This window comes from Sphingomonas sp. PvP056 (assembly GCF_040549155.1).
GTDB lineage: Bacteria > Pseudomonadota > Alphaproteobacteria > Sphingomonadales > Sphingomonadaceae > Sphingomonas.
On sequence record NZ_JBEPST010000007.1, the window covers coordinates 176,212 to 191,743 of the forward strand.

Sequence of the window (15,532 nt, forward strand, 5' to 3'; positions counted from 1 at the left end):
CAGGACGGTTTGAATAGCCGTTCTTGAGTGTCCGCAACTGCAGGGGGCCCAATCTTTCCTTGATGGATCCCGGTTGGTTGCCGTTGGTGCCGCACCGCCGTCCTGATCATGAGCTACAGCGCCTGCGCGACTATCAGCTGCCGAAGTATGCCGGACTTTTTAGGTCATCGATCAGGGAGAGGCCAGCCGGTGCCCAGCCAAGTTCAGCTTGGGTGAGCGCGCTGCTCACTGGGTTGTCAACCGAGACGAACGGCGCCGTAAAGCCAAGCTGGCGTGTGGCGTCGACCTGCGTTCCCGAGCGTAGAGGCAGGCCCAATCGCTGGCTTATGACCTCGGCAATCTCGCGATAGGTGAGCACGTCGTTACCTACGCCGTGGTAGACGCCCCCAAACTTTCCCTTTTCGAGCGCCAGCCTGAACAGCGAGACGGCGTCATTGATATGGACGCCGCTCCAGTGATTGGCGCCCTCGCCGACATAAATAACCTCGCCGTGTTTGCGCGCTGCCAGGGCGAGTTGGGGGATTAGGCCCTTGTCGCCCGTCCCGTGTACTGCGGGCGCCAATCTGACGATCGAGGCTCGCACTTTGCGGGACGCCCAATGCTCCACGAGAGCTTCACTGACAGAGCGGACGTAGCCAGGAGACGCTGCGTTTGGGCAGTCGGTTTCAATGGCAATGCCCCGTGCCGATGCCCCCGAAGCACCAGCTATGCCCATCGTGGCGAAGGCGGTCACCAAGGGGCGCTCAGAACCACCGAGCGCGCTCGCCAGGGCATTGAGGGCCGCGTCGTTGGTCGCTGTAATGGCCTTCATCATTCGTCCCATGATGCCACCAGGCCAGCCACCAAAAACGGCACTGAGCATACGTGTACGCGGCATGTCACCCGGCGAGAAACTGTATGCCAGATGGATTACGCCGTCGGCCGCCTCGGCGCCCTGCCGCAGAACCGAAAGGTTGGTAAGGCTGCCAATGAGAGGTTGGACACCGTTCGCTTGCAGCATTTCAGCGGAGGCTTGAGATCTAGCGAGGCCCACAACTTGGTAACCGCGCTTAATGAGGTCATTCGCAATCGCAGGTCCTAGGAAACCCGTTGCGCCAGTGATGAAGACCCGCATGCAGATTACTCCTATTTGTTGTGCAAGGAATTGCGTCGGCATTGCTGAAGGTTAGGTACAGCTCTGCCAGGACCATGTTGGGCAGCCAGCATGCCCAGGAAATCACGCGATAGGACAGGATCGGGTCGAGCCCGAGTTGAAAGCTAGCCGGCAGGTAGAGTCGCAGCGTTACTGCCGATAACGTCAGTGCAAACGAGCGGATCATCCAGCGCCGATGCGACGACACTCGTTGTGCTAGGATCTCCCGGACCGCAAATATGGTGGCTGCAATCCAAGCGATACCCAGCAAGCTGAAACCGGTGCCGGCGATAGGTCCTGTGGAGACGCCGGTCGCAAGCACTAGCGCAGCGGTCCCCCCCGTGACGCACCCGGCGACGTAGATTTGCCCGCACATCCGGTGAGCGGCTGTCTGGCGCGTACGAAACACAGGCAGAAACTGCCATGGTCCAACAAAGAGTGCAGTTGCGGCCCCGGTCGCGTGGATCACAAGCCATGGGTTCACATAAGCATTGGCTGCGATTGTCACTGGAACGGGTCCCGCCTTTGCGAGATAGCGATAGGAAACAAGCGCCACAGCGCTACTCAGCATCGCCATGAACGCCCAAGACACGCGTCGCACTAGAGAAGACCGTGGTCGCGGCCTTTCCGTTCGCGGTCGGGGCCAGGACGGCGGATTGGGATCGATCATGCTACAGGCCTCGTATTTCGACACCGTCTAGGCATGAGGCGCTGGACCGACCATGCTCATCCGTCCCCTCATTCATTGTGATCGTCCAAATCATGGATCCACTTTCTGATATTCTGACGTTGATGAAACCGACTGGTTATGGCTTTCGCGGGTTGGACGCGGCGGGGGATTGGGCACTCGCCTTTGAGCCCGCGCAAGGGATCCGCTGTTTCGGTATCGAGACGGGGGCCTGCCAATTGCAGGTCGCGGGCACGTCCGCGCCAATATCGCTAGTCGCCGGCGACGTGGCGCTGATGACGGTAGGGGGAGCGGTGCTCCAATCCTCCGACGCGGCAATACCGGTTGATGCGTTTGCTCTGATGACAAGTGTACGGGCCGGGCAGATCGTCGTCCTGAACGGAGGTGGCGAATGTCGCGGGCTAGGCGGCTTTTTTGGGCTTGGCGGGGTCCAAGCCAAAACGCTGCTCGACGCCATTCCAGCGATGATCCACGTCGGTCCTGGTGCAGGCCGAGAGGCATTACTGACCGGGATGCGACGTCTGATGATCGAATTGAGCGATCCTCAGCCAGGCAGTGCTCTTCTGGCGGGCCATCTTGCTCAAGCACTACTGGTCGAGGCTCTACGTGAACATCTGAAAAGCGGTCAGTCTACCAGTGGCTGGTTAGCAGCGCTTGCTCATCCCAATTTACGGCATGCCATGGCCGCGGTGCATAACGACGTCGCACGTCATTGGTCGATTGGCGACATGGCCCGGGCGGCGGGAATGTCGCGATCAAGCTTCGCCTCGCACTTTGAGAGGGTCACTGGCGCAACGCCAATGGCCTATCTGACCCGCTGGCGCATGATGCTGGCGTCAGAACTTCTAATTAGCACCGGCATGTCGCTGCCTGCCGTTGCGGCTTCGGTAGGTTATGAATCGGAGAGCGCATTCGGGGCTGCTTTCAAGCGTATCACCGGTCATTCGCCACGCAGGGCCGGGAAGCAACCTCGCAGCTTGCTGTCCGCGCCTAGGCCTTAGAACCAGAAGTTCGAACACCAAGGAGTACGGAGGCGAGCTGGAGCATGAAATCCGGTTGGAAACCATGGTATCGTTCGTCCTTTCAGAACTTGAAACGATCTGCGGTCACGCTGGAGGCTGCGCATAGGAGCGTAGTTCATCGACGATCGAATGCCGCGACGGGCGCCAACCAAGCTCGAGCACGGCGCGTTGGCCGGAGACTACCTGATCGCATGCGATCGCATCCGCGAAGCTTCCTAGCACCTGCCGAGCTTCCTCCAGTGGCCATTCCGCTAACTGGCCCCCGGCACCTGCTCCCTCGCTGGCGGCCCGTGCAATTTCGATCAGCGGAATAGCGGCGCCGTGAGCCCCGTTGTAGATCGATGCGGCAGGCGCCTTCTCGAGCGCGAGCAGATAAAGGTCCGCTAGATCGTCGGCATGGATGCACGTCCAACGATTCTGGCCGTTGCCGACGTAGCGCGCAGCCCCATGCTCCTGGGCTGAGCTGAACATCATCATCGTGGTCCAAGCATGATTGCCATACACCCAGGCAGGACGGAGAATGATGCCGTGCACGCCACCTGCAGCAGCTTCGAGAATTTCAGCCTCGAGCCTCTGGCGGAAGCGCACCATCTCGAGTGGATGCAATGGGCTGTGCTCGGTCGCGGCCGTATCGCCGGTGGCACCGTACAAGAAGCAGCCGCTCGTATACAAAAAGCGCTTGGTCGTGCCGCGCAACGCATCGAGGATCGCTCGAACTGCGACCTGATCATAGGCCGCACTATTCTGGTCGTTCGGCGATGCGGCGTGAACGACGGCGTCGACGCTGTGGACCGCGTTGACGATGCTATCTGCATCCTCCAGATCACCATAGGCTGCCTGATAGGCCATGCCATTCAGCTTGGCCGCGCTTGCCTCTGAACGCGCTAGCCCGACGACGTCGTGCCCCGCCGTGGCCAATCGACGTGCGACCGCACCACCGATCAATCCCGTAGCCCCCGTTACCAAAACACGCATGTCAGCACCTCATTAGCTCTATGCCAAGAACTAGAGCGGAACGGTGGGCCTGCGTGAAATCACGAGAAGTGATACGGTATGATCGGTTTGGTCGATGACGTCAGGCCGACGCTGCGATCCGGGCAATACAGTCGCGCAGCCATACCGTGGCCGGGTGATCATCCACCCGACGATGCCACATCATCGCTAGCGAAAAGTCGGACACCGCGATCGGTGGCTCATGGACGACGATGCCCAAACTGGCCGCAGCGAACCGCTTGGCGACCCGCGAAGCGAGCGTAGCGATGAGATCGGTCTCGGCGACGACGAACGGGGCAACCAGGAACTGCGGCAGGCTTAGCACGACGCGGCGCGTCAGCCCGAGCACGGCGAGCTTACGGTCCACCACCCCTGTGCGGTCCCCCTCCGGCGATACCAGGAGATGGGGGGCCGCCGCGAACGTCTCGATGTCGGCATCTTTTGCAAAGGCTGGATGGCCGGGGCGCGCAATGCAGGCAAAGCCTTCCCGAAGGAGCAGGCGTGTCATAATGCGTGCCGAAGTGTCGACGGGGACGCTGAGTGCAAGGCTTGCCTCGCCACTGTCGAGGAGGTCGACGACTTCATCCTTGCCGAAAATGCCGCGGATCCGCAGCTCAAGACGAGGCGCCTCAACCGCCAGCCGTGCCAGCAGGGGAGGCAATAGGACAAAGGCAGCGTAGTCAGTCATTGCGATCGTCACGATGTGATCGGCTAACGCAGGATCGAAGCCATCATCTTGCAAGACCGATTGCATGAGCTGGAGCGAAGATGAGATCGGGCCTGCTATATCATCAGCCCGCGGTGTCGGCAGCATCCCCGTTGGCGACCGTACGAACAATTCATCGTCGAACACCTCGCGCAATCTGGTGAGTGCACCGCTCATGGCAGATTGGCTTAGGCCGATGCGCTGGCCAGCACGTGTTACGTGGCGCTCCGCATACAGGGCATCGAACGCCTTTAGCAGATTCAGGTCAAAGCCCGCTACATTCATTCGAGAGCCATAGGAGAATGAGGTCAGCCGGGAAAGCGATCGGAAATAATCTTGATCCCGCCCTTCTTTAAGAGAACGGCCTACCGGGGGCGGAAGCCAGTCCCCGTTGCTGTGTTCGCTGCGATATGAACGAACGGCTGAAGTTGGGCAGCCGGGAATAGCTCGCAAACGTCCACAAATGGGTCTCCTCGGCGGAAGGACAAGGCGGCTGCCCTCGCCCAATCGCGGACATTTCGACGACCCGGGGGTGACCGCGTCCTAACGGCCGGTTAGGTGAGAAGGCTAGTGGCGATCGGAAGTCGATCAGCCGCAAGGAGAGCCCGCATGCTTTTTCACACAATGGTCGGATCGAACGATATTGAACGGTCGAAGCGCTTCTACGACACGGTGCTCGCCACTTTGGGGGCAGGCGAAGGGACGCGGAACATTGCCGACAGCGGCCATACACGGCTGATCTATAATAATGGCAACGGAACCAATTTCATCGTCAGCCAGCCGATTAACGACGAACCGGCAAGCGTCGCCAACGGCAGCACCGTCGCCTTTTCGTGCAACTCGCTTGAACAAGTGAAGCAGCTTCATGATACCGCGGTCACCAACGGTGGCACCTCGATCGAAGCCCCGCCCGGCCCGCGTAATACGGCATCGCTGGGGACAGTCGAACTTGCCTATTTTCGCGACCCAGACGGCAACAAACTATGCGGAATTCATTTCCCTGCCTGATCTGTCCGGCACGGGTCCGCTTTTGACCCTAGCGGACCCGGATTTTGCGATCGCGCGAATGTCCGCTTTCCTCCGAATGCCGGACAACCGGTCGGCCAGCTCGGCTAAGTATGCTCCCAATTGCGAACTGAACGAATGGCAGAAGCTGGGAAGCGGGTAGGGCATCCGGAATGACCGGTTGTGGGTCCACATGGCCGCCGGTCGCCAAACCAAGATCCTCAGTTTAGAAGGAAGCTGAGATCAGTGCGGAAGAGGGCACCACCGTCATAATCGAGCATTTTTCCCCTGACGCTTATGGCCTCCTCATTCTAGCACCTGAGATCTCCCTAGGTACTGGATGGCTCGGGGGTGACAGGGTCGTCGGTCGCGCAGCCATCCGTGACCTGCTGATCAAGGCCGCTCGTTTCAACGAACAGGAACGGCAGAGGCTAACCATCCATCTGCCTAGCAGGGCGATCACACTTCGGCTGGACGAAATTGAACGGCACTGTGGACCTTAAAACCGCTCGCATGGCCGATGAACGAACGTCCGCTTCTGGATAATGCACCTAGTTCCTTGAATGACCGCAACTGGGTCCTTTTAGCCAGAAACTCTTGGCCTAACAGGAGGGCGCTGCCAAGATACGATGGGTTGTTACACTACCAATTCGTTGCCTATAAATTTAGCTCTCCCCTTCGGCATCAGCCGATGCCATCATGAACAACTTGTGGTTAAACGAACACTCATGATCTTTTGAAGGAACAGGCTGTCACCTTCGGCTGTGGCAAGACGTGGAGGCTTAGGCTCAGGACTCGTTGATCACAGCCAGAATATGACGGTTGCGGCGAGCGCGATGGTGGAGAAGAAGACAGTCGGGCATCGATCGTAGCGGGTGGCGACGCGGCGCCAGTCCTTCAGCCGGCCAAACATGATCTCGATGCAATTGCGGCTTCGGTAGCGGCGCTTGTCGTATGTGATGGGCACGTTTCGGGATTTCCGTCCCGGAATGCAGGGCATTATGCCCTTTGCCTGAAGAGCGTCCCTGTACCAGTCTGCATCGTACCCGCGGTCGGCAAGCATCCACTGCGCCTTGGGCAGATCGTCGAGCAGCGCTGCAGCGCCAGTGTAATCGCTGACCTGGCCAGCGGTCATGAAGAAGCTCAGTGGGCGACCGTTTGCGTCGGTGACGGCGTGGAGCTTCGTGTTCATGCCGCCCTTGGTGCGACCAATGAGCCGCCCAAGATCCCCTTTTTAACCCGCAGGCTCGATGCCGTGCGGTGTGCCTTGAGATAGGTCGCGTCGATCGTGATCATCTTGGGCGTGGCGCTCGCAGCGGCCAGTCCTTCCATCATGCGCAGGAACACGCCCCTCTCGCCCCACCGCTTCCACCGGTTGTAGAGGGTCTTGGGCGGTCCGTACTCCCTGGGCGCATCGCACCAACGCAGCCCGTTGCGGTTTACGAAGACGATGCCGCTCAACACCCGCCGATCATCAACCCGGGGCTTGCCGAGGCTCTTGGGAAAATACGGCTCAAGCCGCGCCATCTGCTCGTCGGTCAGCCAGTACAGGTCGTTCATCGCCAGTCTCCTCGCAGAGCCTGAATCAGATCGCGCCTCTCACATCAATGGGTCCTGACCCTAGGCGTCAAAAACCTCGATATGAAAACTATTGGTGTCGCACCTACAAAAGATAACGCCAAATGTCTTTTAGGTAGGTAACTTAATACTATTTCTGGTAGCGGTACCGGCTAACCCGTCGGATGGAGGCGGGAAGCAGGAGAGTTAGGGTGGATAATACGCAGGTCGGTCTGCTTGCCGACATTGGTCGTCACTCCGTTCGTTTCGCTCTTTCTGGCGGGCGCTACGGCAACGACCCGCGTGAGATACGCACCTATTCAAACGTCACCCACAATTCTTTTACAGGCGCGCTTTTGGACTACGTGGAAGTGGTAGGAGTTAGAGGCCAGGCTCTCCCGAGCGTTTTAGCAGTAGCTGGAATGACACGCGGTGACATTGTCAACCTTACAGGTAGCCGTTGGTACATCTCGCTTTCCGGAGTAGAGGCTGTTTTGCGCGCGCGCCCTATAGCGCTCAACGAAGCGGCCGCAGTCGCAATGGCTTTGATACTGCTTCCTAGCGATGCACTGTCGTCAATCGGCAAGCACCGTTGGCGACCCGTGGAAGCGGGGGGAAGGTACTTATTGGTAAGCCTAGGAACTGGTCTCGGCGTCGCAGCTTTGATCACTACCCCGAACGGCGTACTCGCTCCTGTTCAAAGCGAGGCAGGACATATCACTTTTGCACCCAGCACGCCTGAAGAAGAGAAGTTTTTTGCAGCGGTACGAATAAAAGGACCGGTCAGCGCAGAAACACTCGTCAGCGCACCAGGTCTTGTGGCCGCCTACACCGCGCTTTCGCCGATTGGACGGACAATGGCGAAGCCAGAGGAGGTTACGAAAGGGTTTGGCCGTGATGCAACGGCGGATGCGGTCGGTGATATGGTGGCAGGCTATTTTGGCAGTTTTGTCGGGGATATGGTTCTTGCCTTCGGAGCATGGGACGGCGTCTACATCACGGGAGCGGTCGGCAGGGCACTTCAGCGAAAATTGGAATTAACGGTATTTCGTCACCGGCTCGAGAATAAGGATGCGCATCGCCGTCAGCTGGCTGAGGTACCCGTGTCCTTAATAAACCGCACGGATCTCGAACTACTTGGTGCGGCAGCTACCTTTGACAGTTGCTAGCCACGACAGTTGCTACTCCTCGTACAGACGCTGCAAAATGTGCGCGGGTAGCTAGTTGGGCAACATCGATTGGCCGGAGGATCAACCAACGCGGCAAAGTTCATTGCGTCACTTTGCGCCAGCTGATAACGGGCATCGTCTCGATAGTAGACGGCGGGACGCGCCGTCGAGCCTCTAGCCGTAACGTCCGCTTCGAGCGTTTGATAGTTGCATAGCAGCCGGTCCGCCCTCCACCAGGTTGGGACGTTTGGAACGACAACGGGGGTGGAGAACGGCCGTCCGCTTTTGGCCGGAGATCATCGTAAACGGACGTTCGTTAAAGTGGTGGGGCAGGGGCCAATCGCGTCGCTCTGGGTTGCTTATCATCAGGGCCAAGTCTTGGTGAACACGATGGCCGTCAGCGACGCAGTAAAGATAGAATGCGCGAACATCGCCTCGGCTAATAAGCGTCCGTTGCGGGCAGGGTCGGCACCGATGCTGCGACGGGCGGCAGCGCGACCGGAACGAGCCGCCGCACGCTCATGGTGTCCCCGCTAGCGCTTGGCGTATCGGCTCGACCCAGTGTCGTGATCAATGTCGTAGACGATGAAATCGCCATCGAATTGCCAAGAGGCCCAGGGAAGGCCATGTGCCTCGGCATCACGCCGGACGGTTGCAGTGTAGCGCACGCAGTCCGCCATCGGCGTACCGCTTTTGTCGAAGGCCCCGAATTCGCCAAGCAAGACCGGGCGTTTGTTGCCGTGCTCCAGGCGGCGACCGTGTTGAGGTCCGCACCAATACGCCTCTCGGCGGCCGAGTCAGAGGGATGCCGTGCAGATCGCAATTGTCAGTCCACGGCGCACCCTGATGGGTAAACCGGAATGGCTCGTAATAACGGAAGATGACGAGAATATTACGGTCGCTCGACGACAGCTTCAGGGTGTCCAATTTTGCTGAGGCTGTTCCAGTTGGCCGGTCTGATCACCAGCGTGCGGTGAGGGGTGGTGGCGCGGACGACGGGCGGAATTTGCAATAGCAACGCGTTCTCGCGGTCCGCGTCGAGGTTGCCGTGCGGCTCGTTTAACAGTTCGAAAAGAACGGACGTCGGGGCGGCGCGATAGCGCGCGCCGATCTGTTGCCAGAATGCCGTGAGCTTTAGGTCACAGGCGTTGGGATCGTCCGAGCATGCGTTAGCGTCATGTTCGTCGATAATTACTGAAAGTCCCGCGTCGCTCGCATGCGTGACGACGCGGTCGAGGGTGGCGAGCCACTTAGGATCGAGCCGGTTGGCGGTGTTCATATGGTCGAACGCTTGGTGTACGCCACATTCTGCGAGGTGCGCCAAAAGATGCGCTAGGCGCAAACTTGGAGTTTTAACGCTATCATTTTGTATACCACGCACTGAATAAAGTACGTCCTCAGGCTCGTAGGCCTGATCGATCAAGAATTTGACGAGAAGCCAATTTTGCGTTGCACGAAGAGGGTAGGGGCAATGATAGCAGCCTTCGTTTGTAAGCTTATTAGTTGGACTGGGCTACGCAGGAGAGAGGAGCCGACTCCCCCTCTTAGGGCGGGTGGCCGTTGTCGACACTGCTCTAACGCCACCCCGGCGTCTCAAACAGAGTGTGAAAATTGCGCAAAAAGTCTAGGGACCCGATAGTGCTACCGCTGCAGCCACGCGGAAGGCACGGGAGCATTCTTTAATAGCAATTTCTTTGAAATTGATAGGGTAGTGCGTCGATGATCCTTCTCGCTGTATCTAAAAAGTTACGGGAGCATGTTCAGGCACTCGTCGCCCGACGAAACACGTCGAACATAATAGGCAGTACCGCCCCAATGAGACTTATTGCAATCAGCAGCGCGGCGAACCACGGCAGTACACTAGCAAATTGACCGGCGATGAGTCCTTTCCCCGACAGATATCCAGGAGCCAGCACAATGGGCACCCAAAGTACGCCGGATAATACGTTCCAGCGGTGAAAGCGTGACGGGGCCATTCCTGCCGCTCCGGCAACAAGCGGCACGGTACTCTGCAGGGGACCTAGAACGTAGCGGCCGACGACCAGAATGAGCCCACCATAACTGCGCGTCAGAATGCGTACCCGAGCTACGCTACGACGTCGGCGCGCGAAAAACTTCATGCTATAAATTCGACTGCGATACCTTCGACCGAGGATCCAAGAAACCCAATACCCACTGATAGCCCCTACGAGGGCGGGGGGAATCACCGCATATGGGCTGATTGTACCCGCCGCTAATAAGCCGCCGAGGAGCAGAAGCATGGGGGTAGCAGGAACTGCCGCTCCGACCAAAGCCAGGGATTCGGCGAACGTCAGAATAAAAACAGCTGCCGTTACCACGGCAGGTTGACTGAGAAGACTTATAAAAAATGGAGAACTTAGCAATGGATTATGCCTAAACTAAAACCACGCCTGTAGGTGTGGGGTTGCCGCCTACGGAATACCAATCTGGGACAATCAGTCCGCCTTCGAACGTTTGGAAGAGGTATATTGATTGCTTGAACCACGATAGACGGTTCAACACGTTTTGTTGTTATCAAAACGGTTGGGGGGATTGTCGTGGGGGAAACGGGGGGGCGGCAAGAGCAATCGTGCGACGGTAGCAGTGGTTACCGGTGGAGCCGGGTCATCCCAATCACCTTTTTGGGCGTAACCCTTTGCCTATTGGTTCGTCCTTATATCGACGTGATTAGGTCTCACGGCTTGCGCGGTGCGTTGAGCTATATAGCCGACGCCGAGATTTATAGTCGCACGGTACTCGCAGCGAACTTCTACAGCGATGGGTTTGTGCGCCGCGGCCTTGGCGGAACGATAGCGAAGGCGCTGTCAGGTAACTGGAATAACAGTATAATTCTGTTTATTGCTTTTTCTGTTACATGGTTCATGGTGCCAATCCTTTCATTGCTAAAGCGAGTAGCCGTTGCTCTGAACGCTAGGCAAGCGATCTACTTTGCTGCCGTTCTGGCACTATCGCCACAAACGTTTTTTGGTTGGGCACGTGACCTGAGTAGAACCGACCTGTTCGTGGCTGGGTGGTTAGCCATCGCCGTCGTGGCATGGGTTGACCAGAGACGGATGCTAGCGGTCAGTGCTATCCTTTGCGGATTGCTGGTTCACGAGACTGCCGTGGTGTTTGGACTTCCACTGCTAGCTGCGATGCTGGCGGAGGACTGGCGTGCTGGAGTACTTAACCGTCAACAAGTGACGCGGCTGACTGGCATCGCGGCAGCAGGAATCGCTTCAATTATTTTTCTGCAAATGGGGTTCGGAGTATCCAACCTTACTCTCGCCAATCACATGCTTCGCGAAACACCAGTGTTAACCGACGATCCCGTTCATCGGCTATATCGGGACATAGCAATATATATGGCAGTCGCGGGCCCAGACGCTCTCAAGACCGCTATATGTTATAACTTTGAAATGAATAAAGCTTATTGGCTTCAGTTCGCTAGCTGTCTTGCAGTGTTGATTGGATACGCACTAATATTACCATTACGCCGCCGTCCGACTACCGCCTTTATCGTGATGTGCGTACCAGCAGTATTTATGATGCTGATTGCCAACGACACGGGGCGTTGGCTTAAACTAAGCGTTTTGTGTGGTTGGCTGATCTCGGCTTTTTATTTGTTGCGGAAACCAGAAGGTGATTCGTTGCGTAACGGCGTGATCGCGCAAGGCTCGGTAATCCTTACAATCCTGCTTTTTATGGGAACAACAAAGCACAATAACATCAACCCGATGCTTGATCGTATTGCTCTAAGTGCTAGTTTAGGTGACCCAGTCTCTCTCAGGGTGTGGATGGACACCTGCGATCCAGGATGGGAACGCTATATCCAGACCGCTGAGGTTCAGTTGCAGCGCGAGCAGGGGGTGCGACGATGATCGCGGGCAAGCTCGCGGCTCGCGACGTATTTCTTTTAGGAATAGTATTGGCGGCAGCACTCATTGTCAATCCGCTGCGCGAACTTCTTACTTGGGACGATGGGTGGGCCTACGCCCGTTCTGTTGAAAATCTGCTGACAACGGGGCGGTATCAACTCGACCAATGGTCAGCAGCAAACATGCCAGTGCAGATTGGGGTCGCGGCCGGATTAGCGAAGGTTTTCGGCTACTCCCTTACTCTCCTTCGGCTTACGACGCTTATTTTTCTGATCGTATTGCTATTGTCGTTCCGTCGTTTGGCGGAAGCATGTGGATGTCGCCCGGCGGATGCCATGGTCTTAGCGTTGGCACTGTTTGCCAGTCCGGTAGCCGCAATATTATCGTTCACATTCATGTCAGACATACAGTTTCTTGCTTGGCTCACCCTGTCCCTCGCGTTGTATAAAGCCGGCCTCGCGCAGCGCCGATCGTTATACATTTTAGCAGGGTCAGTCGCCGCTGCTGGATCGATTGGAACACGGCAGTTTGGGATTGCGCTTCTCGCGGGTTGGGTGATAGCGGTTGCCCTGTCGTCGCGGACCCACCGACCGTCGTTGGCCACGTTCTTACTTGCGACTGGACTGCCTAGCCTTCTTGCAGGTTGGCAACTGTGGATGGGGGCTGGGGAACCCAACGTAACCCAAGCCTACCGTCTGGCCGAACAACACGTTTTGCTTACTCAGCCGATCCATGCCCTCGCTAAAGAGGCAATCTGGCGGAGTGCGGTGTGGGTACAATATTCTGCGCTTTACTTGCTTCCTTTGATGCCGCTCGTTGTCGGTGCTGGGGTTTTTCGATTTCAGAACAGTTCGCCTCAAGTTCGCACGCGTGCCGCATTCCTTACCATACTTCTCATGATATACGCCGGAATAGGGCTTTCGCTCAATTCTACGCTGACAGTCCGTCAGGGCATCGTTTCCGGCCCAGTATGGCCGGCGCTTGGCATAATCTGGGTTATTCCCTCTCAGCCATGGGCGAGCCACAGTCTGCAGCGTCTGCTCGATCTTGCCGGGTATGTAGCAATTGCCCCGTTAGCATTCTTATTATTTTCGGCCCAAAGACTGCTTCCAGAGCACCGGCCTGATGCAGGTACGTTGTTAATCGCGGGAACTGGGGTCACGATGTTCGGATTGGTGTTCATATACGTTCAACTGAATGATACCTACGTAGTCGCCTTGCTACCATTCCTGCTGTTAATAGTCGCTTCAATATTACGCGAGGGGCCGTCTTGGAAATGGTCTGCCACCACAATCGCATGGTCGCTGTTGCTGCTTTTCGGTGTTCTAGGCCTAACCCGGCAAAACTTTGATGCGCAACAACGTGTCTGGGACGCGGCAGACGAGGCGGTCGCTAGCGGAATTCCCTATGATCGAGTGGCTGGCCCTAAGCATTGGGCAGAGTACCACGGCGCCTTCGATGATTGGGTGGCGGCTGGAACGCCCGGGTTGCGACCGCCGCCGCGGATCCTAGCGATTGGGGAGGATCCGTTTCACGATCCTTTCTACCGTTGGCTCCATGACCGTGACGCGCGGAATATGTCGGGACAATGAACGCGCTTCCTATATCATCTCGTCAGCGACCAAATGCAGCTTTAACCGGCGTGCTGGCCGCTGGCCTTATCGTAGGACTGCCGGTTCTCGCGTGTCGAAAGTCCATCAAGGCAGCTGTCCTAAACGGACCACAATCTTGCCAGACCTTCAATGACACCGCACTTGGTGCCGCCAATGCGGCGTACAACCTTGGCGTCCTCGCAATTAATTATCAACAGCATGGGTTCATTCGACGAGGGTTAGGCGGAACGATCCTGTCAGCTCTGCATCAGTCGTCTCTAAGCAACTGTGTGCATCAACTTATTGTTTTTCATTTCCTGTCGGCAGTATGGCTAGCGATTCCAATGGCTCTGCTGCTACGAGCTATATTGACGGAAAACCGTCGGTGCGCGTTCTGGATGGCTGCCGTTCTTTTTGTTTCTCCGCAGTTGTTTTGGGGCTGGGGCAGTGATCTAGGTCGAACAGACATGTTCACCAGCGGCTGTCTTGCATGGGCGGTCGTAGGGTTGCTTAGACGAAATGATGTGGTTGCCGTCGCCTTAGTTTTGGTCGGATCTCTTGCCCATGAGAGCGCGGCGATCTTCGGGCTTCCGTTGATGATAGCGCTCTTGCTGGTCCCGCACGTCAATCGATCCCGAAGTCGGTTGCTGCGTGTTGCAGTCTTGTTCGCTATTGGCTGTGTTGCCATTCTGATCGCCCAGGACATTTTTACTACCGTTAGGCCACGCGACGTCGCTCAGGCAATTCTGCACAGTCAGCCGCCGTCGCTTCTCCGTGACCTTGCGGCGTACATGACGACCACGGGGACTCGCAGTATCATAACCTCGTGGTGCCAGTCGCTGGGCCGCGCTGCGACTCCCTTCTATCTCGGGTGCACGATCGTCATCGCCGCCATGTATGCTTGGCTGCTAGCCATCCAGCGGGTCAATCTCGTGAAATATGGCTTGGCCGTGTTTCTCCCGCTCGGGTTCATCTCTCTGCTCGCGATCGATTACGGCCGTTGGTTGATGTTCGCTACCGTGAACGGCTGGCTCTTCGCAGTGGCGACCGTTGGTCCAGCGAACCGGACCGCGTCAGGCAATTTGGTTGCATGGGGTCGCTTAGTGGTTCTGGCGGCCCTCTTCGCGATGAAGCCAACCACCGTATTCGCCCCCAATCGTTTTGTCGAACGCGTCGCGGCACTTATCTGGGGTAAGGAGGGTACGGAACTAAGAAGTGCCGATGCGTGCGACCCCAAGTGGCGCACGTTTATCGCTTTCCGTGGGCATCCGTCCAACGTCTCAGACCATCGTCGCGAACGCAATCCTCGGTGGCGAATGTCGTCCGATGTTTAGCGACTGTTAGCATGTGCGAACGTAAACCATCGATGTCCAAAATAGCTTGTTATTACCATCAAGGAAGCGCCCGTTAATACACCTACGATCTCGGCCAGACGTGGCGAGAAAAACCTCGTTGCGACATGCAGACCGACGAAACTAGCGGCGAACCAGTATAATGTGGCGCCAAACGTGTAGACCAGAATGAAGCGACCGAACTCACGTGGTGTCGAACTGACAGAGGACGACTTAAATGCAAACAACTTTCCCATAGCGAACGATATCACGAACCCCACGATCAGCCCTGCAATGAGCGCTAGCCTATATTCGATAAGGTATCCCAAGCCGTAAACAACGGACATGTTTCCAATAGTCGCTGTCACACCGGTAAGAATGAATCTTCCAAATTCGTAAAGAGCGGTTGGTGCCGATGGGGTCAGGTTTTGTGCCGACATTCGTGTGATGTCCTTCAAA

15 protein-coding genes are annotated in these 15,532 nt (G+C 57.1%); 6 read left to right on the top strand and 9 right to left on the bottom strand.

Going from position 1 to position 15,532, the window contains the following annotated elements; translation table 11 throughout:
- Positions 1-133 precede the first annotated feature (133 nt).
- Together ABIC17_RS16580 and ABIC17_RS16585 are read right to left on the bottom strand one after the other, a co-directional pair.
- Positions 134-1,114 carry an SDR family oxidoreductase gene (locus ABIC17_RS16580; RefSeq protein ID WP_354283653.1) on the bottom strand — a complete coding sequence of 327 codons (981 nt, stop codon included), beginning with the start codon at positions 1,112-1,114 and terminating at the stop codon, positions 134-136.
- On the bottom strand, positions 1,059-1,802 hold the full coding sequence (locus ABIC17_RS16585; RefSeq protein ID WP_354283655.1) for a DUF2306 domain-containing protein: 744 nt from the start codon (positions 1,800-1,802) through the stop codon (positions 1,059-1,061). The genes ABIC17_RS16580 and ABIC17_RS16585 overlap by 56 nt, the downstream gene beginning before the upstream one ends.
- 77 nt (positions 1,803-1,879) lie before the next feature.
- Between ABIC17_RS16585 and ABIC17_RS16590 the strand changes: the two genes are divergently transcribed.
- A complete protein-coding gene (locus ABIC17_RS16590; RefSeq protein WP_354283657.1) occupies positions 1,880-2,821 on the top strand; it encodes an AraC family transcriptional regulator in 942 nt (313 codons plus the stop codon).
- Between the two features lie 105 nt (positions 2,822-2,926).
- Here ABIC17_RS16590 and ABIC17_RS16595 read toward each other — a convergent pair whose 3' ends face one another.
- Positions 2,927-3,817: an NAD-dependent epimerase/dehydratase family protein gene (locus tag ABIC17_RS16595; protein WP_354283659.1), complete on the bottom strand. Its 891-nt coding sequence runs from the start codon at positions 3,815-3,817 to the stop codon at positions 2,927-2,929.
- A 100-nt stretch (positions 3,818-3,917) separates the two neighbouring features.
- Positions 3,918-4,826: a LysR family transcriptional regulator gene (locus ABIC17_RS16600; protein ID WP_130327342.1), complete on the bottom strand. Its 909-nt coding sequence runs from the start codon at positions 4,824-4,826 to the stop codon at positions 3,918-3,920.
- A 324-nt stretch (positions 4,827-5,150) separates the two neighbouring features.
- Between ABIC17_RS16600 and ABIC17_RS16605 the strand changes: the two genes are divergently transcribed.
- Complete coding sequence (locus ABIC17_RS16605) at positions 5,151-5,549, top strand: VOC family protein (protein ID WP_354283661.1); 399 nt, start codon at positions 5,151-5,153, stop codon at positions 5,547-5,549.
- 799 nt (positions 5,550-6,348) lie between these two features.
- On the opposite strand, the gene ABIC17_RS16610 is transcribed toward ABIC17_RS16605, so the two are convergent.
- Positions 6,349-7,106, bottom strand: a protein-coding gene (locus ABIC17_RS16610) for an IS5 family transposase (RefSeq protein ID WP_354283663.1) whose coding sequence is annotated in 2 segments (ribosomal slippage) — positions 6,349-6,773 and positions 6,773-7,106 — 759 coding nt in all. Because the reading frame shifts where the segments join, the coding sequence is not laid out codon by codon here.
- Between the two features lie 209 nt (positions 7,107-7,315).
- Between ABIC17_RS16610 and ABIC17_RS16615 the strand changes: the two genes are divergently transcribed.
- A complete protein-coding gene (locus tag ABIC17_RS16615) occupies positions 7,316-8,272 on the top strand; it encodes a glucokinase (protein ID WP_354283665.1) in 957 nt (318 codons plus the stop codon).
- Between the two features lie 533 nt (positions 8,273-8,805).
- Here the strand turns inward: ABIC17_RS16615 and ABIC17_RS16620 are convergent.
- The 3 genes from ABIC17_RS16620 to ABIC17_RS16630 form a co-directional block, all read right to left on the bottom strand.
- Complete coding sequence (locus tag ABIC17_RS16620; RefSeq protein WP_354283667.1) at positions 8,806-8,940, bottom strand: hypothetical protein; 135 nt, start codon at positions 8,938-8,940, stop codon at positions 8,806-8,808.
- Between the two features lie 224 nt (positions 8,941-9,164).
- Positions 9,165-9,551 carry a glycoside hydrolase family 5 protein gene (locus ABIC17_RS16625; protein ID WP_354283669.1) on the bottom strand — a complete coding sequence of 129 codons (387 nt, stop codon included), beginning with the start codon at positions 9,549-9,551 and terminating at the stop codon, positions 9,165-9,167.
- A gap of 481 nt (positions 9,552-10,032) precedes the next feature.
- Positions 10,033-10,611: a DedA family protein gene (locus ABIC17_RS16630; protein WP_354283671.1), complete on the bottom strand. Its 579-nt coding sequence runs from the start codon at positions 10,609-10,611 to the stop codon at positions 10,033-10,035.
- A gap of 375 nt (positions 10,612-10,986) precedes the next feature.
- Between ABIC17_RS16630 and ABIC17_RS16635 the strand changes: the two genes are divergently transcribed.
- From ABIC17_RS16635 to ABIC17_RS16645, 3 genes are read left to right on the top strand one after another with little or no spacing between them, the layout of a single operon-like run.
- Positions 10,987-12,153, top strand: coding sequence for a hypothetical protein (locus ABIC17_RS16635; RefSeq protein ID WP_354283673.1), 1,167 nt, complete (start codon positions 10,987-10,989; stop codon positions 12,151-12,153).
- Positions 12,150-13,742 (top strand): glycosyltransferase family protein, encoded by a 1,593-nt coding sequence (locus tag ABIC17_RS16640; protein WP_354283675.1) that lies wholly within the window; start codon positions 12,150-12,152, stop codon positions 13,740-13,742. Before ABIC17_RS16635 ends, ABIC17_RS16640 begins: the two co-directional genes overlap by 4 nt.
- Positions 13,739-15,076, top strand: a complete 1,338-nt coding sequence (locus ABIC17_RS16645) for a hypothetical protein (protein WP_354283677.1) — start codon at positions 13,739-13,741, stop codon at positions 15,074-15,076. The genes ABIC17_RS16640 and ABIC17_RS16645 overlap by 4 nt, the downstream gene beginning before the upstream one ends.
- On the opposite strand, the gene ABIC17_RS16650 is transcribed toward ABIC17_RS16645, so the two are convergent.
- Positions 15,073-15,513, bottom strand: coding sequence for a GtrA family protein (locus ABIC17_RS16650; protein ID WP_354283679.1), 441 nt, complete (start codon positions 15,511-15,513; stop codon positions 15,073-15,075). The genes ABIC17_RS16645 and ABIC17_RS16650 overlap by 4 nt on opposite strands.
- Between the last annotated feature and the right edge of the window lie 19 nt (positions 15,514-15,532).

What these genes read in the sequence shown, in the direction of transcription:
- ABIC17_RS16580 (WP_354283653.1), bottom strand. Translation starts at nt 1,114, where the DNA reads ATGCGGGTCTTCATCACTGGCGCAACGGGTTTCCTAGGACCTGCGATT.
- ABIC17_RS16585 (WP_354283655.1), bottom strand. Translation starts at nt 1,802, where the DNA reads ATGATCGATCCCAATCCGCCGTCCTGGCCCCGACCGCGAACGGAAAGG.
- ABIC17_RS16595 (WP_354283659.1), bottom strand. Translation starts at nt 3,817, where the DNA reads ATGCGTGTTTTGGTAACGGGGGCTACGGGATTGATCGGTGGTGCGGTC.
- ABIC17_RS16600 (WP_130327342.1), bottom strand. Translation starts at nt 4,826, where the DNA reads ATGAATGTAGCGGGCTTTGACCTGAATCTGCTAAAGGCGTTCGATGCC.
- ABIC17_RS16605 (WP_354283661.1), top strand. Translation starts at nt 5,151, where the DNA reads ATGCTTTTTCACACAATGGTCGGATCGAACGATATTGAACGGTCGAAG.
- ABIC17_RS16625 (WP_354283669.1), bottom strand. Translation starts at nt 9,551, where the DNA reads ATGAACACCGCCAACCGGCTCGATCCTAAGTGGCTCGCCACCCTCGAC.
- ABIC17_RS16640 (WP_354283675.1), top strand. Translation starts at nt 12,150, where the DNA reads ATGATCGCGGGCAAGCTCGCGGCTCGCGACGTATTTCTTTTAGGAATA.
- ABIC17_RS16645 (WP_354283677.1), top strand. Translation starts at nt 13,739, where the DNA reads ATGAACGCGCTTCCTATATCATCTCGTCAGCGACCAAATGCAGCTTTA.
- ABIC17_RS16650 (WP_354283679.1), bottom strand. Translation starts at nt 15,513, where the DNA reads ATGTCGGCACAAAACCTGACCCCATCGGCACCAACCGCTCTTTACGAA.